Source organism: Microbispora sp. ZYX-F-249 (assembly GCF_039649665.1).
GTDB lineage: Bacteria > Actinomycetota > Actinomycetes > Streptosporangiales > Streptosporangiaceae > Microbispora > Microbispora maris.
Genome location: NZ_JBDJAW010000007.1, coordinates 55546 through 74869 on the forward strand (window position 1 = coordinate 55546; position 19324 = coordinate 74869).

18 protein-coding genes and 1 riboswitch are annotated in these 19324 nt (G+C 72.9%); of the genes, 8 read left to right on the plus strand and 10 right to left on the minus strand.

From position 1 onward, the window contains the following. Window positions 1–88: 88 nt before the first annotated feature. Window positions 89–1372 (plus strand): Nramp family divalent metal transporter, encoded by a 1284-nt coding sequence (locus tag AAH991_RS11230; protein WP_346225702.1) that lies wholly within the window; start codon window positions 89–91, stop codon window positions 1370–1372. Window positions 1373–1381: 9 nt separating this feature from the next. On the opposite strand, the gene AAH991_RS11235 is transcribed toward AAH991_RS11230, so the two are convergent. The 5 genes from AAH991_RS11235 to AAH991_RS11255 all read right to left on the minus strand — a co-directional run bounded on the left by AAH991_RS11235 (window position 1382) and on the right by AAH991_RS11255 (window position 7122). Then, complete coding sequence (locus tag AAH991_RS11235) at window positions 1382–2491, minus strand: glycosyltransferase family 4 protein (RefSeq protein ID WP_346225703.1); 1110 nt, start codon at window positions 2489–2491, stop codon at window positions 1382–1384. Window positions 2492–2579: 88 nt separating this feature from the next. Continuing rightward, window positions 2580–3494, minus strand: a complete 915-nt coding sequence (locus AAH991_RS11240; RefSeq protein WP_346225704.1) for a gluzincin family metallopeptidase — start codon at window positions 3492–3494, stop codon at window positions 2580–2582. Window positions 3495–3597: 103 nt separating this feature from the next. After that, window positions 3598–4173: a C40 family peptidase gene (locus tag AAH991_RS11245; protein ID WP_346225705.1), complete on the minus strand. Its 576-nt coding sequence runs from the start codon at window positions 4171–4173 to the stop codon at window positions 3598–3600. Between the two features lie 70 nt (window positions 4174–4243). Further along, a riboswitch (cyclic di-AMP (ydaO/yuaA leader) is annotated at window positions 4244–4402 on the minus strand. A gap of 303 nt (window positions 4403–4705) precedes the next feature. Next, window positions 4706–5668 carry a C40 family peptidase gene (locus AAH991_RS11250; RefSeq protein WP_346225706.1) on the minus strand — a complete coding sequence of 321 codons (963 nt, stop codon included), beginning with the start codon at window positions 5666–5668 and terminating at the stop codon, window positions 4706–4708. Window positions 5669–5805: 137 nt separating this feature from the next. Continuing rightward, window positions 5806–7122, minus strand: a complete 1317-nt coding sequence (locus AAH991_RS11255) for an NYN domain-containing protein (protein ID WP_346225707.1) — start codon at window positions 7120–7122, stop codon at window positions 5806–5808. A 348-nt stretch (window positions 7123–7470) separates the two neighbouring features. Here AAH991_RS11255 and AAH991_RS11260 point away from each other — a divergent pair, with 348 nt between their 5' ends. From AAH991_RS11260 to AAH991_RS11270, 3 genes are all read left to right on the plus strand, one after another. Continuing rightward, window positions 7471–8040: a GNAT family N-acetyltransferase gene (locus AAH991_RS11260; protein ID WP_346225708.1), complete on the plus strand. Its 570-nt coding sequence runs from the start codon at window positions 7471–7473 to the stop codon at window positions 8038–8040. A 78-nt stretch (window positions 8041–8118) separates the two neighbouring features. After that, window positions 8119–9840, plus strand: coding sequence for a DEDD exonuclease domain-containing protein (locus tag AAH991_RS11265; protein WP_346225709.1), 1722 nt, complete (start codon window positions 8119–8121; stop codon window positions 9838–9840). A gap of 52 nt (window positions 9841–9892) precedes the next feature. Further along, entirely contained in the window at window positions 9893–10180 is a 288-nt protein-coding gene (locus tag AAH991_RS11270; protein WP_346225710.1) for an Lrp/AsnC family transcriptional regulator, read from the plus strand. 102 nt (window positions 10181–10282) lie between these two features. Here the strand turns inward: AAH991_RS11270 and AAH991_RS11275 are convergent, their stop codons facing one another. From AAH991_RS11275 to AAH991_RS11285, 3 genes are all read right to left on the minus strand, one after another. Beyond that, window positions 10283–11083 carry a sensor histidine kinase gene (locus tag AAH991_RS11275; protein WP_346225711.1) on the minus strand — a complete coding sequence of 267 codons (801 nt, stop codon included), beginning with the start codon at window positions 11081–11083 and terminating at the stop codon, window positions 10283–10285. A 98-nt stretch (window positions 11084–11181) separates the two neighbouring features. Further along, window positions 11182–12231: an anthranilate phosphoribosyltransferase gene (gene trpD, locus AAH991_RS11280; protein ID WP_346225712.1), complete on the minus strand. Its 1050-nt coding sequence runs from the start codon at window positions 12229–12231 to the stop codon at window positions 11182–11184. 386 nt (window positions 12232–12617) lie between these two features. Further along, on the minus strand, window positions 12618–13013 hold the full coding sequence (locus AAH991_RS11285) for a hypothetical protein (RefSeq protein ID WP_346225713.1): 396 nt from the start codon (window positions 13011–13013) through the stop codon (window positions 12618–12620). A gap of 162 nt (window positions 13014–13175) precedes the next feature. On the opposite strand from AAH991_RS11285, the gene ctaE reads away from it, so the two are divergent. The 4 genes from ctaE to qcrB are packed head-to-tail and all read left to right on the plus strand — an operon-like array spanning window position 13176 to window position 17324. Beyond that, window positions 13176–13793: an aa3-type cytochrome oxidase subunit III gene (gene ctaE, locus AAH991_RS11290; protein ID WP_169978711.1), complete on the plus strand. Its 618-nt coding sequence runs from the start codon at window positions 13176–13178 to the stop codon at window positions 13791–13793. A gap of 17 nt (window positions 13794–13810) precedes the next feature. Next, the gene (gene qcrC / locus AAH991_RS11295; protein ID WP_346225714.1) at window positions 13811–14620 is read left to right on the plus strand and encodes a cytochrome bc1 complex diheme cytochrome c subunit; all 810 of its coding nucleotides are present in this window, start codon (window positions 13811–13813) and stop codon (window positions 14618–14620) included. After that, window positions 14617–15696, plus strand: a complete 1080-nt coding sequence (qcrA, locus tag AAH991_RS11300) for a cytochrome bc1 complex Rieske iron-sulfur subunit (RefSeq protein WP_346225715.1) — start codon at window positions 14617–14619, stop codon at window positions 15694–15696. Before qcrC ends, qcrA begins: the two co-directional genes overlap by 4 nt. Continuing rightward, complete coding sequence (gene qcrB, locus AAH991_RS11305; protein ID WP_346225716.1) at window positions 15693–17324, plus strand: cytochrome bc1 complex cytochrome b subunit; 1632 nt, start codon at window positions 15693–15695, stop codon at window positions 17322–17324. Before qcrA ends, qcrB begins: the two co-directional genes overlap by 4 nt. 72 nt (window positions 17325–17396) lie before the next feature. On the opposite strand, the gene AAH991_RS11310 is transcribed toward qcrB, so the two are convergent. Beyond that, window positions 17397–18047, minus strand: a complete 651-nt coding sequence (locus AAH991_RS11310; protein WP_346225717.1) for a response regulator — start codon at window positions 18045–18047, stop codon at window positions 17397–17399. Further along, window positions 18044–19285, minus strand: a complete 1242-nt coding sequence (locus tag AAH991_RS11315; RefSeq protein WP_346225718.1) for a sensor histidine kinase — start codon at window positions 19283–19285, stop codon at window positions 18044–18046. Before AAH991_RS11315 ends, AAH991_RS11310 begins: the two co-directional genes overlap by 4 nt. Window positions 19286–19324: the final 39 nt, after the last annotated feature.

Genomic DNA, 19324 nt, shown 5'->3' on the forward strand with positions numbered 1-19324 from the left:
TCCCGGCGCCCGGTGCGCCCGGCCGCGAGCCGCGCCGCACCGGGCCCGGGGCGGCCGCCCGTCCAGACCTCTGTCCTGTGAGGCTCTCGTGCTCGACTCCCGCCGCCCCTCCGACGGGCGTGCGCCCGCCGTTCCCACCGCCCCGCCCGCCGCCCGCCGGGCGGCACCGGGCCGCCTCGCGCGGCTGGCCGGCCTGTGCGGCCCCGCGTTCGTCGTCTCCGTGGCGTACGTCGATCCCGGCAACTTCGCGACCAACATGGCGGGCGGCGCGCAGTACGGCACCATGCTGCTGTGGGTGATCGCCGTCGCGAACGTGCTGGCCATGTTCGTGCAGGCGCTGTCGGCCAAGCTCGGCATCGCCACCGGCCGCAACCTCCCCGAGCTGTGCCGCGACCATCTGCCGCGGCGGGTGAGCCTGCCGCTGTGGGTGCAGGCCGAGCTGGTCGCCGCCGCCACCGACCTGGCCGAGTTCATCGGCGGGGCGATCGCGCTGAACCTGCTGTTCGGCGTGCCGCTGCTGCCCGCCGCCGCCATCACGGCCGTCGTCTCCTCGATCCTGCTCATGCTCGCGCCGCGCGGACGCCGCCGGTTCGAGGTGACCGTCGCGGCGCTGCTCGCCGTGGTGCTGGCCGGCTTCGCCTACCAGGTGCTGCTGTCGGGGTCCCTCGCGGGCGTGGCGGGCGGCTTCGTGCCCCGCCTGGCCGGGCCGGACAGCCTGCTGCTGGCCACCGGGATCATCGGGGCGACCGTCATGCCCCACGTCGTCTACCTGCACTCGGCCCTCACACAGCACCTGGGCGTGCCGGGCGGGCCCGGGGAGAGCGGGCGCAGGGAGGCGGTGCGGGCCAGCCGGATGGACATCGGCGTGGCCCTCGGCGCCGCCGGGCTGGTGAACATGGCGATGCTGACCGTGGCCGCCGCCACCTTCGGCGGTGGCGATCCCGGCAGCCTGCAGGCCATCCACGCCGGCCTCGGGCAGGTGCTCGGGCCCGGGGCGGCCGTCGCGTTCGCGCTCGCCCTGCTCGCCTCCGGGCTGGCCTCCTCCAGTGTGGGCACCTACGCCGGGCAGATCATCATGGCGGGGTTCCTGCGCCGCCGCGTGCCAATCCTGGCGCGGCGCCTGGTCACGATCCTGCCGGCCATGGCCGTCCTGGCCGCCGGGGTGGACCCCACGCGGGCGCTCGTCCTGAGCCAGGTGGCGCTGTCCTTCGGCATCCCCTTCGCCCTGGTCCCGCTCGTGGCGTTCACCAGCAGCAGGAAGCTGATGGGCGACCTCGTCAACCGCCGCGTCACCACCGTCGCCGGCGTCGCCGTCGCCGCCGTGATCAGCGCGCTGAACGGCTTCCTGCTCGTGGAGGTGTTCACCGGCTGAGGCGGGCCGTCACAGCAGCGCGGCGAACCGGGCCGCGACGAGGTCCCAGCGCCACTCCTCCTCGATCCAGGCCCGGCCCCGCTCGCCCATCGCGCGGGCGCGGGCCGGGTCGGCCAGCAGGTCGCACAGCGCGCCGGCCACCGCCGTGTGCGACGTGCCGTCGACCACCAGGCCCGTCTCGCCGTGGCGTACGGCGTCGGGGGCGCCTCCGGAGGACCCGGCGACCACCGGCAGCCCGGTGGCCGACGCCTCCAGGTAGACGATGCCGAGGCCCTCCACGTCCAGGCCCCCGAACCTGCTGCGGCAGGGCATCGCGAAGACGTCGCCCGCGTCGTAGTAGGCCGGCAGGGACGCCCAGGGGACGGACCCGGTGACGACCACCGAGCCGCGCAGGCCGGCCCGGGCGGCGCCGCGCTCCAGCGACCGCCGTAAGGGGCCGCCGCCGACCAGCAGCAGGACCGCGCCGGGGACCCGCCGCAGGACGAGCGGCCAGGCCCGCAGCAGCACGTCCTGGCCCTTGCGCGGCACCAGCCGCGAGACGCACACGACCACCGGCCGGTCGCCGAGGCCGAGCGAGGCCCGGACCCGGTCGCCGCCCGCTCCGGGACGGAAGGCGTCGGTGTCCACGCCCGGCGCGAGCCGTACGAGCCGGGAGGCGGGGACGGCCCTCGCGATCCGGCGGCGGGTGTAGCCGCCGAGGTAGGTCACGACGTCGGCCCCCGCACCGATGCGGCGCAGCAGGGCGCGCGCGCCGGGCAGGCGGGCCCAGGACGCCTCGTGCCCGTGGGTGAGCATGACGATCCGCCCCGCGCCCGCGGCGCGCAGAGCGGGGGCGAGCAACCCCAGCGGCGCCGCCGCGCCGAATACGACGGTGGCGCCGTCCTCGACCAGGGCCGCCGCCCTCCTCGCCACCGAGCGCGTCGGCAGCATCAGCGAGGAGGGGTGACGGACCACCTCGTACGGCTGGCGGGCGTCGAAGTCCTCGCACCCCTTCCAGCGCGGGGCGTACACGACCACCGAACCGGGCGGCCTGCGTGAGGCGAGGCCGTGCACGAACGCCTGGATGCCGCCCGGTCTGGGCGGGAAGTCGTTCGTGACGATCAGCGTCCGCTTCGTCATCCTCACCCCCGGCGTGCCGCGCGCGGTCCGCCCGCGCCGCCCGAGAAGGCATTGTCGCAGCCGCGGCCGTCCCGCCGCCGTACGCCGATCAGGACCGGGCGAGCTGCCCGCGCGCGTACGCCCGCCATTCGAGGGTCAGGCGGCCGGGGGTCAGCCCGAGCACCTCCCGCAGGGCGGCGCCGATCTCCTCGCGCCGCGCGGCGCGGTAGAGGGCCACCAGCCTCCGCTCGCCGAACCGGTCGGCGATGTAGCGGCAGGCCAGCCACGCCTCCTCGTACGCCTGGGCGGGCCTGGCCGCGAAGTCGCCGGGCCCCGGCAGCTCCCGCAGCGCCGGCCTGCCGGCGGCCACGTCCGCGGCCAGCTCGGCGGCCACCGTCCGGACCGGCAGCCCGCTGTCCAGGTAGCCCACGTAGTCGGCGAAGCCCTCCAGGAGCCACATCGGGACGGCGCGGGGACCGGCGGTCGCGACGTGCGTCAGCTCATGGGTCACGACGACCAGGCGGCCGGTCGCGGACAGGCGGGCGAACGCGGCCGGCTGCACGATCACCCGGCCGCCGGTGGCGACGGCCGCCAGGCCGTCCACCTTCGCCGGCGCGGCCAGCACGGCGGCCTGCTCCTCGCCGCGGGGCACGAGGACCACCGCGCCGCCGTACCCGCCCCAGATCCTCGTCACCGTACGGTCCGCGCGATCGGCCAGCGCGGCGATCTCGGCGACCAGCGGCCGGGGCGACCCGACGACGACCGCCCGCGCGCCGCGGGCGACGGAGGCGCCGGTCCACATGCCCGGATGCTCCCGCACGGCGGCGCGGGCGTCGAGCCGCAGGGCGAGCAGCGGATCGGGCGGGGCCGCGGCCGCCGGCCCGGCGAGCAGCGCGGCCAGCGCGACGGCCACGGCCGCGACACGGCGGGGACGGGCCCCGCGGGACGGATCCGCGGGCCGGCGCCGGCCGGCCGCGGCGCGCACGCCCGGCACACCCGCGGGCACGCCGCTCGTGACAGTCACGCCGTGCATGGTAGCCAGCACATGCCACGGCCCCGTCCACCTCGGCGAGGTGGACGGGGCCGCATGGACGGCGCCGGTCGAGGGGGCTTGGTGACCGGCGTCCTCAGACGCCCGGACGGACGGCACCCACGAAGGTGCTCCTCCGGTAGGCGTCCAGCTTGTCGATCCGCACCCGCGTGCCGCTGTGCGGAGCGTGGACCATCTTGCCGTGCCCGACGTACATGCCGACGTGGCCGCCGCCGCTGGTGAAGATCAGGTCACCGGGCTCGAAGTGCCCCCAGGACACCTTCTTCCTGACCGCGCCGCGGATGGACCACGTCGTGCGCGGCAGCCGTACGCCGGCCTTGCGCCAGGCGTACTGGACCAGGCCCGAGCAGTCGAACGCGCCCGGCCCGGTGGCCCCGTAGCGGTAGGGGTCACCGATCTGCTTCCTGGCGGTCTGCACCGCGCGCCGGGCCTTGGCCCGCTGGAGCGCGCTTCTGCTGACCTTCCGCTTGGTGGCGGACTTCTTCTTGGTCGCCTGCTTCTTCGCCGCGGCCTTGCGGGCGGCGGTGTTCGCACCGGTCGCCGTGGCCGTCTTCGTGGCCGTCTTCGTCTCGGGGGCTGTCTTGACGACCGTGACCGTCACCGTGTCGGCCGCCGCCGGATGCGCACCGGCGACCCCTACGGATGCCGTCAAAGCGGCACCTCCAAGGGCAATTCGGGCAAGACGGGACAGGCTAGCGGGGGTGGTAGACAGGATCTCTCCTCGGCTCTTCCGCAAACGCCTACCGGGTTAGCTGACGGGTTCGGGCTGGGAAGTCGCCCTACGGCGCGCGATGCGCCGATTCACCCCGGACCTTCGCGTGAAGGTCGATGGTTCCCCGGCTCCGTGCCTCCTGACTGCACGGACTCGGCAGGCCACCGGCGCCGGGGATCCCGCGAGGGGGAGGGTGTCGGGGGCGCCGATGACGGTGGAATTGTCTGCGCTACCGGCCGGCCGGACCGGTTCGCGGCGGCGAGGCGTGCTCGCCGCGGCCCAGAAGCTACCGAGGACCCGGCGCGTTCGGCAAAGCCCCGCCGCCGGATAAAGATCGGATAACGAAGGTCGCGAAGAAGAAACCGCAGCGTACCCATGGCACGGATGGACTAAATGTGACTCTGCTCACAGTCCTGTCACAGACCCCGAATTCGGCCACATTAGCCACAACCATCACAGACACGGCGGGACGTCAGGGACGGACGGCACCGATGGCGTGATACTCGGCGAGTGTGACAATCTTCACAACATCTCCGGTCTGCGGCGCGTGGACGACCTTGCCGTCGCCGGCGTAGATGCCGACGTGCCCGTAACCGGCGTGCCAGAGCAGGTCGCCCGGCTGGAGCTCGTCCAGGGAGACCCTGCGGCTCGCACCCCAGGCCCACTGCTCGTAGCTCGTCCTGGGCAGGGTCACCCCCGCCGCCGACCAGGCGGCCTGCACGAGGCCCGAGCAGTCCCAGGAGTCCGGCCCGGTCCCTCCGTAGCGGTACGGTTTGCCGACCTGCTTGTAGGCGAACTGGAGGGCCGCCAGCGCGTTGCCCGACGCCGGTCCGGTGTAGACGACGCCGGCGCTGTTCGGGTTGCCCGGGTTGTACGTCCCGAGCGAGCGCAGCAGCTTCATCTGCTCCCTGACGAGCTTGTCGACCTTCTCCTTCTCGTCGGCGAGCTCGCTCCTGACGTCGGCGGCCTCCTTGTAGGACGCCTTGCTCTGGTCGCGGCGGTCCTTGAGGCCCTGGATCGCGCCCTCGTACTCCCGCAACCGCCCCGCACGCTCGGCCGAGATGTGGTTGAGCGTGGCCAGGCCGCTGAGCATGGAGTCGGGGTTCGAGCTGTAGAAGACGCCGCCCCACGACCCCATGTCGCCGACCTGGTAGCTGTTGACGGCCATCGTGACCAGCCCGGCGCGGAGCTCCTCCACCCGGACGTTGTGCTTCTTGTAGTCCTCGTTGACGGCGAGGTACTTCTGCCTCGCCTTCTTCCACTTCTCGTTGGCCGCGTTGTAGCGGTCGACGAGCTTGTCGGCCTGCTCGTTGAGCTTGTTCAGCTTCGCCTTGGCCTGCGCGACTGTGGGCTTCGGATCCGCCTGCGCGCCCGTCACCGGCATCAGCAGGACCACGGCGGCCAAACCGGCGGCCACCGGCACACGCCCTCGCACTGAGGCCCCCTTTTTAGATCTACGAAACCTGCGCGCGACTCTATCCAGGCGATCTTGAAGCTTCAACCTAGTCGCAGGTATTCGCGGTGGTCATGACCCAGGGCGACGACGCGGGTCCGGAGCGTGCGTACGGGCGCTCAGCCGCGGCCGAGCCGGCGCAGCAGCAGGAGCGAGGGCACCGGGCGCGCGCCCATGCGGCGCACCGACTCGGCCACCTCCCGGTCGGAGGAGACGACCGCGATCGACCGCCCCGGGGGCTCCGCCCGCACCAGCGTGCGGATGAGGTCGTCGGCGATCTCCCCGGGCGCGCTGAACATCACCCGGACCCCGCGGGGCGCGGACACCTGGACGGGCCCGTTCAGCTCGGCGCCGTCGAAGACGCACGTCACCTCCGCCCGCGTCTGGACGGCGAGCCCGCCGAGCCCGGTGAGCAGCCGGGCCCGCTGGTCGGCGAGGGTCAGCGATGGGTAGCCGGTCTTGGTCACGTTGTAGCCGTCGACGATCAGGTGCAGGTGCGGGAGGGCCAGGAGCTGGTCGAGCAGCTGGGGGTCGTCGTTGGCCAGCGCCCGCGCGGGCACGGCCGTCACGCCCGGCTCGCCCGGCACGACGGCGGTCACGTAGTCGGCGGGCCTGCTGATCGTCGTGGGCAGGCCGAGCTCCTTGCGCAGCCCCGCGGCGGTGTCCTGGAGCGCGTCCAGCAGCACCCGCACCCGGGCGTCCTCGATGCTGCGGCCCTCGCGGGCGGCCCTGCGGCTGGCCTCCAGCTGGCGCTCGGCGTCCGCCAGGCGCTCCCTGAGCCGGCGCAGCTCGGACTCGGCCGCGCCGTTGGCGCTCGCGACCCTGGCCCGCGCCTCGGACGTCTCCGCCTCCAGCTCGGCCGTCCTGGCCTCGGCGGCCCTGACCCGCTCGCGGGCCTCGTGCAGCTTGCGCCGCAGGTCGGAGTTCTCCGCGCGGGCCGCCTTGAGCTGCTCGCGCACCCGCTCGATCTCCTCCTTGGCGGAGGCTCGCTGTGCCGCGAGCTGCTCGCGCAGCCGCGTCTCCGCCTGCTCCCGCTGGCTGCCCGCCGCGGCGGCCCGCTCCAGGTCGGCCCGCGCCTGCTCGACCAGGTCCGGCCAGCCGGGCGGACGGGTCAGGTAGGCCGCCGCCGCGACCAGCACCGGCTCGGCCGCGGGGGGCACCGTGCCCTCGGCCAGGCTCGCCACCAGCTCGGGCCAGGCCGCCTCCAGCGTCTCGGCCACCCGCTCGCGGAACTCCTTGTCGTTCTCCAGCTGGGCCGCGATCGGCGCGCTGCCGAGGCGGGCGCGCTTGCGGGGATCGAACTTGGCGATGTTGCGCAACGGCGGCGGCACGGCTGCGGCGGGCATCGAGCCCAGCACCTGCGCCGCGACCTCCACCACGTGTAAGCGGACCTGCTCGGGCAACGGACGAGACAGGCCTTCTCCGGCTGAACTCATCTCGTCGCTCCTCGGTCGTGTCCTACAGATCTTCTGCCCACTGCGGTCGCCCCGGCGGCGCCTCGCGGTGCTGTCGCCCCCGAGTGCGAGAACGTCCCCCGATGCCCGCCCCCGCGAGACGTGAGCCTCGCGGCGCGCCCACCGGACCGCCCTCACACGGCAAGATCTGCGAGACACTCCCTTGTTCTTGTCACTTCCAAGGGTACGGCCGTCGCACCGTGTCCATGCCGCGTTCATGATCTGTCACCGGGCCTCCGGCGGTGCGGCCCGGCTGTGCGGCCCGGCTGTGCGGCCCGGCGCGGACAATCCGTTGGCGGGCGCCCGGCACCCGTCCGTACGCTTGGCGCTGTGTTCACCCCGCCATACCCGATCATGACCCCCCGGCTGGTCCTGCGCCCCTTCACCGAGGCCGACCTCGACGACCTGCACGCCTTCCACTCCCTGCCCGAGGTGACCAGATATCTGTACTGGGACGCCCGTACGCGGGAGGAGACGAAGGCCGCGCTCGACCGGAAGATCGCCTGCGCCTCGCTCGGGGAGGACGGCGACGTGCTCAGCGTGGCCGCCGCGCTGGCCGGCGGAGGGCCGGTGATCGGTGATCTCACGCTGTTCCTGCGCAGCCGGGAGCACCGCCAGGGCGAGATCGGCTTCGTCTTCAACCCGGCCTACCAGGGCCGCGGGCTGGCCACCGAGGCGGCCCGCGAGATCCTGCGCATCGGGTTCGAGGGGCTCGGGCTGCACCGCGTCCACGGCAACTGCGACGCGCGCAACACCGCCTCCGCCCGCCTGATGGAGCGGCTCGGCATGCGCAAGGAGGCCCACCTGGTCGAGAACGAGTTCTTCGCCGGCGCGTGGAGCGACGAGCTGGTCTACGCGATGCTGGCCCGCGAATGGCACGCCGGGGCGGCCTCCGCGTAGCTCCCCACCTGGCCCTTTCTTTACCGTCGCATGGGGCCGGTACGGCAATTGTCGGTCGGCGTCTCTATGGTCTTGGGCGTGGATGCGGTACAGGGCACGCTGGACGAGCTCGGCACTCCCCTGCGGGAGGTGACGTTCGTCGTCTTCGACCTGGAGACCACCGGCGGCTCGTCCGCGGAACACGCCATCACCGAGATCGGCGCGGTGAAGGTGCGCGGCGGCGAGGTGATCGGGGAGTTCGCCACGCTGGTCGACCCGGGCGGCCCGATCCCCCCGTTCATCTCCGTGCTGACCGGCATCACCGACGCGATGGTCGTGGCCGCGCCGAAGTTCTCCGAGGTGCTGCCGAGCTTCCTGGAGTTCGTCGCCGGGACGGCGCTGGTGGCGCACAACGCGCCGTTCGACATGTCGTTCCTGAAGGCGGCGTGCCAGGCAGGCGGCTACCCGCCCCCGGCCAATCCGGTGGTGGACACGGCCGACCTCGCGCGCCGGGTGCTGACCCGCGACGAGACCCCCAACTGCAAGCTCGCCACCCTCGCCCGGATCTTCCGCAGCTCCACCGAGCCCTGTCACCGGGCCCTGGCCGACGCGAGGGCCACGGTCGACGTGCTGCACGGGCTCATCGCGCGGGTCGGCTCGCTCGGCGTGCACACGCTGGAGGACCTGCGCGGTTTCGTGCGCGCCCCCACCCCGGAGCAGCAGCGCAAGCGCCACCTCGCCGACGGGGTGCCCGGCGCGCCGGGCGTCTACGTGTTCGAGGACGCCAGGGGCGAGGCGCTCTACATCGGCAAGAGCTCCAACCTGCGCAACCGCGTGCGCAGCTACTTCACCGCGAGCGAGACCCGCTCGCGCATCCGCGAGATGGTCGGCATCGCCGAGCGGGTCAGGACGATCGTCTGCGCCACCGCGCTGGAGGCGGAGATCCGCGAGCTGCGGATGATCGGGGCGACCAAACCCCGCTACAACAGGCGGTCCCGCTTCCCGGAGCGGGCGGTCTGGCTCAAGCTGACCGACGAGCCGTTCCCGCGGCTCAGCGTCGTGCGGGAGGTCCGCGACGACGGGGCGGCCTACCTCGGCCCGTTCGGCAGCAGCCGCACGGCCGACGACGCGCGGACGGCCATGCACGAGGCGCTGCCGCTGCGGCAGTGCACCGAGCGGATCTCGGCCCGCGTGCGGCGGCCCGCCTGCGCGCTCGCCGAGATCGGCCGCTGCGGCGCGCCCTGCGAGGGCCGCGAGAGCGAGGAGAGCTACGCCCGGCACGTGCGCCGCGCCCGGCACGCCATGGAGCAGGACGCCGAGGCGGTCTTCTCCGCCATGGAGGCGCGCATGCGGCGCCTCGCGGCCGAGCAGCGATACGAGGAGGCGGCGGTCGACCGCGACCGGCTCGCGGCCTACGTCAGGACCGCCGCGCGCATGCAGCGCCTGCGCTCCCTCACGGGCATTCCGCAGATGGTCGCGGCCAGCCCCGCCTTCGACGGCGGCTGGGACATCCACGTCATCCGGTACGGCAGGCTCACCGCGGCCGGGGTGATGCCCCGGGGCGCTCACCCGACGCCCTACGTGGACGCGCTGGTCGCCACCGCGGAGACGGTCGTCCCCGGTCCCGGCCCGACGCCGGCCGCGAGCGCCGAGGAGACCGAGTGCGTGCTGCGCTGGCTCGACTCCCCCGGCGTGCGCCTCGTCCAGGTCGACGGCGCCTGGAGCCTTCCCGCGTACGGCGCGGGGCGGCTGGTCGAGCGCATCGAGCGCGCCTACCGGCACCAGCGGAGCGACCGCCGTGAGGGACGGCCGCTGCGGTGACGCTAGTCTCTGGGGCGACAAGCCGAAGCCGGGAACAGCAGGAGAGACGCGCATGGTCACCGCGATCGTCCACATCAAGGCGGATGTCGACCGGATCCCCGAGGTCGCCGAGGCCATCGCCGAGATCGCCGGCGTCAGCGAGGTGTACTCGATCACCGGAGAGTTCGACCTGCTGGCCATGGTCAGGGTCGGCCGGTACGAGGAGGTGGCCGAGGTCGTGCCCGGCCGCGTGAACAAGGTGCCCGGCGTGCGCCACACCGAGACGCACATCGCCTTCCGCACCTACTCCCGCCACGACCTGGAGGCGGCCTTCTCCATCGGCCTCGCCGACGCGGACTGAACCGGCCCGGCCTCGTCGTGCTCGTGGCCGAGACCGGCCGCTCGGCTGGCGCGCGCGGGCGGAAGACCGCGCGAGGCAGCGGCGGCCGGGCGGGCGCCGCGATCAGGCAGGCCGCAGCAGCCGGACGCGGACCTCGAACCCGCCGGGGAACGGGTGCGCGGCGACCGAGCCGCCGAACAACGCCGCCCGCTCCCAGGTGCTGATGAGCCGGTCGCGGGGCAGCCCGTCGTCGTGGACGACGACCTCCAGGACGGCGGGCAGCCACCGCAGCGTGACGGTCGCCGTGCGGGCCATGCCGTACCACAGGGCGTTGCCCAGCGCCTCCTCCACGATGCGGTAGGCCGACAACTCCAGAGCGGGGCCGTTCCCCCGGACGCCGGCCTCCTTGAGGGAGACGGCGAGCCCGCTCGCGCGGAAGTCGTCCAGCAGGCCGGGCAGGTCCCCCAGGCCCGGCTGGGGGCCGCGCCGCTGCCCGTCCATGCGCAGCAGGCCCATCATCCGGCGCAGATCGGACAGGACCCGCCGGCCCGACTCCTCGGCCTCGCGGAAGGTCTGCCGCGCACGTTCCGGGTCCTTGTCCATGATCACGCGGCCCGCCCCCACGCCGAGCGTCATCACGCTCAGGTCGTGCGCCACCAGATCGTGCAACTCCGAGGCGATCCGCAGGCGCTCCCGGACGAGGACCTCGTCCTCGCCGTCGCCGTCACGCCCCGGGCGCACGCCCGCCCCGCCCGCCGCCGGAAGCGGCCGGCCGCCCCTGCCACGGCCCGGTCCCGGGGAGACCGCCCCGGGGCGGTAACCGGCGTGGGGCGCACCGCGGGAACCGGCGGTGAACAGGGCCATCCCGGCACGGGCGAACGCGGCCCAGCGATGGATGACGCGAAGGGCGGACAGGCGCATCATGGCGGGAACGGTACGGCTCGGGCCGAACCCGGCACGTCCCCATCAAGGTGGACGCCTGATCCCTCCAGCGGCGGAGGCGAACCGGCTCGGGAAGCCGATCAGGCCTTGCCGCCGAGCGCGCGGCTGATCTCGACCCAGCGCTCCAGGGTCTGCGCCGCCCTGCCCGAGTCGACCGCCTCGGCCGCGCGGGCGTACGCCGCGCGCAGGTCGCCGATCAGGTCGTCGCCCGGGCCGTCGTAGGCGACCAGCCCGGCCGCCGCGTTCAGCAGCACCGCGTCGCGCACCGGCCCGGTCTTGCCGCCCAGCAGGTCGCGGACCGCCGCCGCGTTGAACTCGACGTCGCCGCCGCGCAGGTCGCCCGGCTGGGAACGGGGGATGCCGAGGTCGGCCGGATCGATCGTCGTCTCGGTGGCGACGCCGTCCCGGACGACGAAGACCGCCGACGGAGCCGCGGTGGACAGCTCGTCCAGGCCGTCGTCCCCCCGGAAGACGAGCGCCGACACGCCGCGCTCGGCGAAGACGCCGGCCATGACCGGCAGCATGCGCGCGTCGAACACACCGATGGCCTGTGCGGCGGGGCGCGCCGGGTTGGCCAGCGGCCCGACGAAGTTGAACACCGTCGGCACGCCGATCTCCTTGCGCGGCGGGCCGGTGAACCGCAGCGCGGGGTGGTAGACGGGCGCGAAGCAGAAGGCGATGCCCGCCTCCACCGCGACCCTGGCCGTGGCCTCCGGCGCGAGGTCGAGGGCGACGCCGAGGTGCTCCAGCACGTCGGCCGCGCCGCACAGCGAGGAGGCGGCCCGGTTGCCGTGCTTGACCACCCGGGCCCCGGCCGACGCCGCGACGATCGCGGCCATCGTCGAGACGTTGACGGTGTGCGCCCGGTCGCCGCCGGTGCCGACGATGTCCAGCACCGGTCCCTCGACGGTGAGCGGGGTAGCGCGCTCGAACATGGTGCGGACGAGGCCCGTCACCTCGGCGACGGTCTCGCCCTTGGCCCGCAGGGCGACGGCGAAGGCGGCGATCTGCGCCGGGGTCGCCGCCCCCGACATGATCTCCCCCATTACCCAGGCCGTCTCGTCGGCCGTCAGGTTCTCCCCCGCGAGCAGGGCGTTCAGCGTCGAGGGCCAGGTGGTGCGCGTGTCCATGGTGGGCTCCGCGGGGTCGATGTCCGGTCGGGTCGGCGGGTGGTGTGGGTGCGCCCGGGCGGTTCGGGCGCCTCATTCGGTGGTCAGCCCCGTGACGTGCGGGCCGGCGCGCGATCAAGCGGGGTCCGGTGGGCCTGGGTCTCGTGATCCTGAGTCCGGTGAACCCGAGTCCGGCAAACCCTGGCCGGGACGGGCCCCGGCACCGCTGCGGGCCCCCGGCCGGGCACGGCGGCACCCGGCGCGGACGCCCGCGGCGCCGGATCCCGGTGCACCCGGTACCCAAGGTGCCATGCGCCCGGCGAGTGCCGGTGCCGGTGCGCCCGGTGCCGGTGCGCCCGGTGCCGGTGCGCCCGGTGCCGGTGCGCCCGGTCTCAGTGCGCCCGGTCTCAGTGCGCCTGGGTGAGGCTGAGGCGGCGCCGCATGAGGTCGGCCACGGCCTCGGCGAGGACGACGGGGTCGATGGGCTGGGCGACGACGGCGTCGGCGCGGGACCAGTTGGCCAGCCAGCGGTCGTCCCTGCGGGCGATGAGCAGCAGGATCGGGGGGCAGTTGTGCACCTCGTCCTTGGCCTGCCTGCCGACCCCCATTCCGCCGGCCGGCTGCGCCTCGCCGTCGAGGACGGCGACGTCGATGTCACCGGAGTCGAGATGCTTGATCACGGCCGGCTGGGTCGCACACTCGACGATCTCGACGAGGGGCACGTCCGCGGCGGGGCGCCGCCCGATGGCCAGCCGCACCTTCTCCCGGGTGCCTGCATCGTCGCTGTAGACGAGAACCCTCATTTCACGCTCACTGTCGAATCGCGGGGTATGGTCATCGTGATGCTACCGGCGTGGCTGCAGGGCTCGCAGCCCCGGGGCGATTGCCGTGACATGCCCGTTTCGTGAGCGCGTGTGGACCCTAGCGGGGGGTCGTGGGCCGACCCGACCTGGGGAGCCGCAATAATGCTGGGCGTGGCGACAGCATCCGCAATTACTACGACGACGAGACCGCACGGGTCCAGCCGGCCGAACCTGGTTCAGGTCGGCACCATCGTGTGGTTGTCCTCTGAGCTCATGTTCTTCGCGGCGCTGTTCGCGATGTACTTCACCATCCGGTCGGTCAGCCTCGGGCAGGGCACGCACTGGCCCGAGGCGCACCTCGAAGTCCCGTTCGCGACCTTCAACACGACCGTTCTGGTCCTGTCGAGTGTCACGTGCCAGCTGGGCGTGTGGGCCGTGGAGCGAGGCCAGGTCAAGAAGCTGCGATTCTGGTATGTCGTAAGCTTCCTGATGGGCGCCTTCTTCGTGGGCGGACAGCTTTACGAGTACGGGAACCTGGCGCGCGAGGGCCACGTCCTCTCGCACTCCCCGTACGACTCGGTGTTCTACCTGACCACGGGCTTCCATGGCTTGCACGTGACGGGTGGTCTGATCGCGTTCCTGTTCATCCTGGGACGCACGTACGCCGCGAAGCGCTTGACGTATGAGCAGCAGACCAGCGCGATCGTCGTGTCCTACTACTGGCACTTCGTCGACGTGGTCTGGATCGGCCTTTTCGCGACCATCTACATCATCAAATGATCGGAACGGGGATTTCGGTGAACTCCATCACCGCCCGACGGCGCCATCCCCTCGCGCGAGTCGCCGTCGTGGCGCTCGCGCTGGGCCTGCTCGGCGGCGGCTACGCGCTCGCGGCGCCGAACGGCAGCACCGCGGACGCCGCGATCGCGTCCGGCAAGGCCGACGACGTGGCGCAGGGCAAGAGCCTGTTCGTGGCGCACTGCGCGAGCTGCCACGGCATGAACGCCGAGGGCACCAAGAAGGCTCCGACGCTCATCGGCGTCGGGGCCGCCGCCGTGGACTTCCAGGTGAGCAGCGGCCGCATGCCGGCCGCCGACGCGGGTCCCCAGGCTCCGCGCAAGCCGCGCCCCGAGTGGGCCACCGACGAGGCCGTCAACCAGCTCTCGGCGTACGTCCAGTCGCTGGGCGGCGGCCCGACGGTGCCCAGCGCCGAGCAGGTCGACCCGGCCAAGGGCGACCCGGCCAAGGGCGGCGAGCTCTTCCGCGCCAACTGCATCCAGTGCCACAACTTCACTGGTTCCGGCGGCGCGCTGACCTACGGCAAGTACGCGCCCCCGCTGAACCCGGCGACGCCGACGCAGATCTACGAGGCGATGGCCACCGGCCCGCAGGCGATGCCGGTGTTCAACGACTCCACGATCACGCCGGAACAGAAGCGTGACATGATCGCCTACATCACCCACGTGCGGTCGCAGGTCGACCCCGGCGGCTCGGGCCTGGGTCGTATCGGACCCGTCACCGAGGGCCTTGTAGCGTGGGTCGTGGGTCTCAGCCTCCTGATCCTGGCCTCCATCTGGATCACAGCGAAGAAGCGACGGGCGGCATGACAGAGCAGAACGAGTACCCCGAGAGCGGCCGGGTGCTGACGCGCGTCATCGGCACGCCACCCGCCGACGCGCCCATCGCCGACAGCGACCCGATCCGCGCGCCCGAGGGCGTTCCCGGCGTGATCCCGCCGGACCCCGTCAAGGCTCGCAAGGCCGAGCGCCTCGTCGCGCTGCTGTTCCTGGTCACCTTCCTGGCCGGCGCCGCGTTCATCGCGTCGTACGTCATCTTCCAGGTCGGCACGATCGGCAAGACGGCCACGTCGAACTACGCGCTCGGCGGCACCCTGGCCCTGGCCCTGCTCGCGCTGGGCGCGGGCCTCACGGTCTGGGTGCGGCAGATCATGCCGAAGTACAACCTCATCCAGGAGCGCCACGAGATGCGCTCCGACGACGAGGCGCGCGGGTACGTCAAGGAGACCTTCCTCCAGGGCGCCGAGGAGAGCGGGTTCGTCAAGCACCGGCTGCTGCGCCGCACGCTGCTGCTGGCCGCCGCTCCGCTGGGCCTGGCCCCGCTGGTGCTGCTGAAGGACCTCGGCCCGCTTCCCGGGACCGCGCTCAGGCACACCGTCTGGGGCGAGCCCACCAAGGACGGCAAGCCGCGCCGCCTCGTGGTCGAGGGCACCGGCCAGCCGATCCGCGCGGCCGACTTCAACTCGCCCGGCGGCATCCTCTCCGTGGTCCCCGAGGGCTACGAGGAGGACCTGAACGCGCTGGCCAAGGCGACGCTGATCCTGCTCAAGTTCCGTCCGGAGGAGCTCAAGTCCGGCACGAACCTGAACTGGACCCACGACGGCATCGTCGCCTACTCCAAGATCTGCACCCACGTGGGCTGCCCCGCGGCGCTGTACGAGCAGACGACGCACCACATCCTCTGCCCGTGCCACCAGTCGACCTTCGACGCCGCGGACGGAGCGAAGGTCATTTTCGGCCCCGCCGCCCGTCCGCTGCCGCAGCTCCCCATCGGTATCGACGAGGAGGGCTACCTCGTCGCGAAGTCCGACTTCAAGGTCCCCGTCGGTCCCAGCTTCTGGGAGCGTGGCGACGCGGAAGCCGAAGCTAGGGAGAACGCATCATGAACGCTCCCCCGAAGGCCATCGCAGGCGTCTCGACCTTCGTCGACGACCGCATCGGTGCGGGGAACTTCCTCAAGCGCAACATGAGGAAGATCTTCCCCGACCACTGGTCGTTCCTCCTGGGGGAGATCGCGCTCTACTCGTTCGTCATCCTGCTGCTGACCGGTACGTTCCTGACGTTCTGGTTCAAGCCGAGCATGGGCGAGGTCACGTACACGGGCAACTACGCCCCGCTGTACGGCGTGAAGATGTCGGAGGCCTACGCCTCGGCGCTGCACATCAGCTTCGACATCCGGGGTGGCCTGCTCATGCGGCAGATCCACCACTGGGCGGCGCTGCTGTTCGTGGCCGGCATGACGGTGCACATGCTCCGGATCTTCTTCACCGGCGCGTACCGCAAGCCGCGTGAGCTCAACTGGATCATCGGCATCCTGCTGCTCTCGCTGGCGCTCTTCGAGGGCCTCACCGGCTACTCCCTCCCCGACGACCTGCTCTCCGGCGCGGGTCTGCGGATCACCCAGGGGGTCGCCCAGTCCATCCCGATCGTGGGCACGTACGTCTCGTTCTTCCTGTTCGGCGGGGAGTATCCGGGCCACGACGTCATCTCGCGGTTCTACACGATCCACATCCTGCTGATCCCGGGCATCCTGCTCGCGCTCATCTCGGCCCACATGATCCTGATGTGGGTGCAGAAGCACACGCAGATGCCGGGCAAGAACCGGACCGAGAAGAACGTGGTGGGCGCGCCGTTCTACCCGGCGTTTATGATCAAGTCGGGTGCGTTCTTCCTGTTCACGTTCGGGGTCATCGCGCTGCTCGGCGCGTTCGCCCAGATCAACCCGATCTGGCTGTTCGGGCCGTACACGCCGGCGGACATCTCGGCCGGATCGCAGCCCGACTGGTACATGGGCTTCCTGGAAGGCTCGCTCCGTCTCATGCCGGCGTGGGAGATCAACTTCCTCGGCCACACGGTGACATTGAGCGTGCTGATCCCGGCGCTCGTGCCGCTGGGCATCATCATGACGGGCCTGGCGCTGTATCCGTTCCTGGAGCAGTGGGTCACGGGCGACCGCCGCGAGCACCACGTCGCCGACCGGCCGCGCAACAACCCGCACCGCACCTCGATCGGCATGGCGGGCATCACGTTCTACGGCATCCTGTGGCTGCTGGGCGCCAACGACGAGCTCTCGGCGAACTTCCACGTCGACCTGTACACGACGACCTGGTTCGGGCGGATCGCCATCTTCGTCGGCCCGGCCATCGCGTACTGGATCACCTACCGGATCTGCATCGGCCTCCAGCGCAAGGACGCCGAGGTGCTGTCCCACGGGGTGGAGTCCGGCGTCATCAAGCGGCTGCCGAACGGCCAGTACATCGAGGTCCACACGCCGGCCGCGGAGGACATCGCCGAGCACATCCGCGGCAAGAAGGAGATCCCGGTCCTCACGAGCGCCGAGGACGGCGAGGGCATCCCGCCCAAGGGCGCCCGCAGCCCGCTCGGCCGGCTCCGCACCAAGATGAGCGAGGCGTACGGCACCGACCACGTCCCGCTCACCGACGGCCACCACGAGGAGGCTCACGAGGAGGAGCACGCGGGCGTCGGCGGCGGCGACCGCAAGGAGCTCCACTGACGGACGCCTGATCGACCGGCACGACACGGCCCGGCGAGGGGAACGCTCCCCCGCCGGGCCGTTGCCTTTCCTTCAGGTGGGCGGCACGAGGCCCGTCTCGTAGGCCGTGATGACCAGCCGCACGCGGTCGCGGGCGTCGAGCTTCGCGAGCAGCCTGGTCACGTACGTCTTGACGGTCGCGGCGCTGATGAACAGCTCGGCGGCGATCTCCGCGTTGGACAGGCCGCGCCCGACGAGGGTGAGCACCTCGATCTCCCGCTCGGTGAGCCCGGCGACCCGCCGGGGTCGCGGACCGGGCGCGGGGCGGGCGGCGAACTCCCCGATCAGCCTGCGGGTGACGCGCGGATCGATCAGGGCGTCACCGGCGGCCACCACCCGGATCGCCGCGAGGATGTCGTCCAGGGCCATGTCCTTGACGAGGAACCCGGACGCCCCCGCGCGCAGCGCGGCGTAGACGTACTCGTCGTCGTCGAAGGTCGTCAGAACGAGGACCCGGGCGCCGTGGCCCGCGGTGATCAGCCGGGTGGCCTCGATGCCGTCCATGCCGGGCATGCGGATGTCCATGACCACGACGTCGGGCCGCAGGTCCTCGGTCATCCGCACCGCCTCCGCACCGGTGCCCGCCTCCCCCGCGAGGTCGAGGCCGGGCGCGTCGGCGATGACCATCTGCAGAGCGGCGCGGACCAGGGGCTGATCGTCGGCGAGCAGCACGCGGACGGTCATCGGACTCCCGCGGGCACGGGCAGCCGGGCCGCGACCCGGAAGCCTCCCCCGGGACGCGGCCCGGCCGCGAAGGTCCCGCGCAGGACGCCGACCCGCTCACGCATCCCGAGCAGGCCGTAGCCGTCCCCGGCGTCGCCGCCGCGCCCGTCGTCGAGCACCTCGATGCGCACCTCGTCGTCCCGGTAGTCGATCGACACCCGGCAGGACGCCGTTCCGGCGTGACGCAGCACGTTGGTGACGGCCTCCTGCACGACGCGGTAGGCCGCCACGTCGATCTCGGGCGGCAGCGGACGCGGCTGCCCCAGCCGGCGTACGTCGACCCGTACGCCCGCCTGAGTGGTCGTGGCGGCCAGCCGGTCGACGTCGGCGAGGCCGAGCGCCTGTCCCGGACGCCCCGCCTCCGGATGCGCCGGTTCGGGCGGCCCCGGTCGCGGGGGCGCGGCGGACGCGGGCCGCTCCGGATCGTGGCTCCGCAACGCGCCGAGCATCCGGCGCAGCCCGGACAGCGTCTGGCGGCCGGCCGTCTCGATCTCCCCGAGGGCGTCCCGCGCCCGATCCGGTTGCGTCTCGATGACCCGCCGCGCGGCGCCGGCCTGCAGCGCGATGACGCCGATGCTGTGCGCGACCATGTCGTGCAGCTCACGGGCGATCCTGAGCCGCTCGTCGGTGACGGCCTGGGCCGCCGCGCGGGCGCGCAGTTCCTCGGCGTGCGCGCGGGACTCGCGCACCGAGTTGCCGAGCAGCCAGGCGATGACGGTCGTCAGGGCCACGGCCGTCTCCGACGACGCCGCGATCGGCCACCCGTACAGCACCCGGACCGCCAGGTAGCCGCCCAGCACGGCGAGGGCCGTGAGGACGGCGACGACGCCGGCCGCGCGCGACCGTCCGGTGGCGATGAGGAACACCGCGACCTCGGCCGCGAGGAACTGCGGCAACGGGATCTCCGCCACCCCCAGGGGCATCGTCCCGAGAACGGACGCGGTGAGCAGCAGGGCCAGGGCCGGCAGGGGACGGCGGCCCAGCAGCGCGCCGCCCACGAGCGCCAGCGCCGTGGCCGCCACGAAGTACGCCAGGCCGTCCCAGCGGAAGAACTGCGCCGCCGGACGCGCGGCGGGGTACCACTCGCCGGGCAGCCGCATCCGCATCAGGAACGTGAACGCCGTGCCCCCGCACCAGGCGAGGACCACCCACGCCACGGGCGGCAGCCGTCTCAGCAGCGGAGGGGATGCGACCTGCATGATCAGAGCGTAACCACGCGTCCTTGTCGCGGGCATCCG